We start from the raw sequence: 2,486 nt of genomic DNA on the forward strand, positions 1-2,486 counted from the left end.
GATTAGTATGAATCATAAGGGTTACCTTTTTACGATTTAGATTTCAGTGATTTCACCCTCTATCTAAATCGGTAACCCTTCCCTTTTTTGAAGAGGGAATTGTCAGATCAGATCTGAACTAATGCAGATGATTACATCATCAATTATCATTTTGATGACTGCTGTTTTAATCTTCTTTGCTGTTTCTAAAGATACAAAAATAAAAGACGCATCAGAAAGTGCCAGCTCTGTTAGCGAAGCTATTTCTGGCGTTTTTAAATCGATGAAATATCCCGTTGTCTGGATCACAGGCTTAAATGTTTTTTGCATATATGGGACATTTGTTGCTGCAGGAACCTATTTCGCTAGATTCCTGCAAGCAGGATATGGTGCTTCTGCAACTGTTGCTGCAATATTTGCATCCGTGGTTATTGCATTGCGTATGCTGCCACTATTATCAAGTGTGTTAGTAACAGTAACATTTAAATCTACAGCACACTTTATGAGATTCATGTCGTTTATTTTATCTATATTGTTATTAAGCCTTGCCATTATTTTCTATATGAATCCTGCAGCAGTTAACGAATATTTACCAGGCCAGGCACCTGAAAACATTATAAAACCACTGATAAGTAACACTATTATGATATTAATGCTATGTGCCTCTGCTTGCTGTTTTATGATCCGTGGTGTCTATTATGCACCTATTGGTGAATCAAATATTGATAAAAAGAATACAAGCGCAGCAATGTCATTAGCAATTACTATTGGCTACCTGCCAGCTCTATTGGCACCATTAATTCCAGGCAGAATTATATATAGCCCTCTATTAAATGAACAAGGAGAAGTTATTCGCGAGATATTAACACCAACCCATATAATTGGCAACGCTTTTATTGGTTTGTCGGTATTGACTGCAATTGCTTCAATGCTTTCCTGGAAACTTATCAAAATTAAAAATGAGAAAAAAGTGGAAAAAATCCTGACTAACCAGGAAGTCTCATACCCATAAAAAAATTAAGTAATAATTGATTTTGATTTATACATATTTTACAGGCAGTTTAAGCTGATTTATAGAAATAAAGCAGCTCACTGCCTTCACCGTGTCAGATGTTCATTGCATGGGATATTTTACGAGTTACAACGAATTAAATTTGAGTATTGTCAAATAATAGAAAGCTCACTATACACATGAAGCCATCTGCATTTGATATACCGAAAAAAATAAGACCCACGACACCAAAACTGTAATACTATAGGAATGGAGTGTTAACTAAAATGCGTCCTATTATGAAAAACAAACTAACACACTGGTTGAAATATATCGATGATAAAAAAACGATCACAGAAATATGCCTGCCTGGAACTCACGACACAATGACCTCAAGCTGTGATCATGAATACTATAAAACACAACATTTAACTCTTAAAGAGCAGTTAAATATTGGCGTTCGTTATATTGACTTGAGAATAACCCGCAACCTATTAGCCGCTCATCGCGAATGGATTAGTGATATCGCCGCCAGAACTATTTTTGACCAGATTCTGGATTTCCTGAATAAAAACCCTTCCGAATTTGTCATCGTACGTATTCAAAACTCAAACGAAAACAAAGATGATTTTGATCAGTATAAACCAGCCATTCAGAAATTAATGGCGGATTATGCTGACTCAATATACAAACCGAAACTAAGAGCAAAAAAAACATATAGCTGGCCAACTGTTGGTCAAGCAAGAGGAAAAATCATTGCTATTGAAGGCACCGAAGCTCCATGGAATATTTCCAGCATTGAAGGTAAGCGCTGGGCTTATAATTGGCATGACAATAACGAGCTCCTACTTCAGGACAATTGGGATGGACCAGACTTAGAAAGTAAAATTAAAAATATCAAGGCGCTACTACCCCCTGATGAAAAGACTAGCGGAAAATTAATTTTAAATCATGCAAGTGCTACAAACGGAGAGTTAAAGACCCCAATTTCTTATGCTAACTTAATCAATCCAGTTATAGAAAATAATTTGAACCAAATGCGAGGCACTTCGGGAAGAGGCGTTATTATCTATGATTTTATCTATGATGATCTGAGCGTTAAAACTATCAATACCAACAAATTCGTGTCAAATCAGTTTCTGATTACTATCCAGTCTAACGAAGATGCGAATACGTCCTGTGCGTACCCTGCAAGCTAAACAGCCTGCAGATGCCAACCCCATAGGACTCAAGGGGGCTAAAGCCACAAGGGCGAAGCTTCAGTTAATGACCTTAGTCTTTAGGCCCTATGAGTCCTTTACAAAAACTTCAACGCAGTATGATGCGGGCTGTTTAGCTACCTCTTCAGCGCCTCTAGAAGGAATCAGGCCCTGCATCAGCCTTTTATGATGTTAACACCAGCCCTTAATGTCCCCAAATCACCAGTTTGAGATGTCCCCTCGATTAACCAGGCCGACACCTGTAGTGAGCAAACAACAGGGAAGCGGCCATGATCAACCGAGAGGACTGGATCATG

The 2,486-nt window shown here is 37.9% G+C and carries 2 protein-coding genes; both read left to right on the top strand.

The window, feature by feature from the left end:
- The first annotated feature begins 121 nt into the window (after nucleotides 1–121).
- Complete coding sequence (locus tag ACNRUY_RS26175; RefSeq protein WP_488114605.1) at nucleotides 122–991, top strand: MFS transporter; 870 nt, start codon at nucleotides 122–124, stop codon at nucleotides 989–991.
- Nucleotides 992–1,257: 266 nt separating this feature from the next.
- Nucleotides 1,258–2,169, top strand: a complete 912-nt coding sequence (locus ACNRUY_RS26180) for a phosphatidylinositol-specific phospholipase C domain-containing protein (RefSeq protein WP_488114606.1) — start codon at nucleotides 1,258–1,260, stop codon at nucleotides 2,167–2,169.
- Nucleotides 2,170–2,486 lie beyond the last annotated feature (317 nt).

The sequence above is a fragment of the Endozoicomonas sp. Z74 genome (assembly GCF_057680865.1).

Bases quoted from the DNA above. Each gene is read 5' to 3' on its own strand.
- ACNRUY_RS26175 (WP_488114605.1), top strand. From the start codon at position 122: ATGCAGATGATTACATCATCAATTATCATTTTGATGACTGCTGTTTTA.
- ACNRUY_RS26180 (WP_488114606.1), top strand. From the start codon at position 1,258: ATGCGTCCTATTATGAAAAACAAACTAACACACTGGTTGAAATATATC.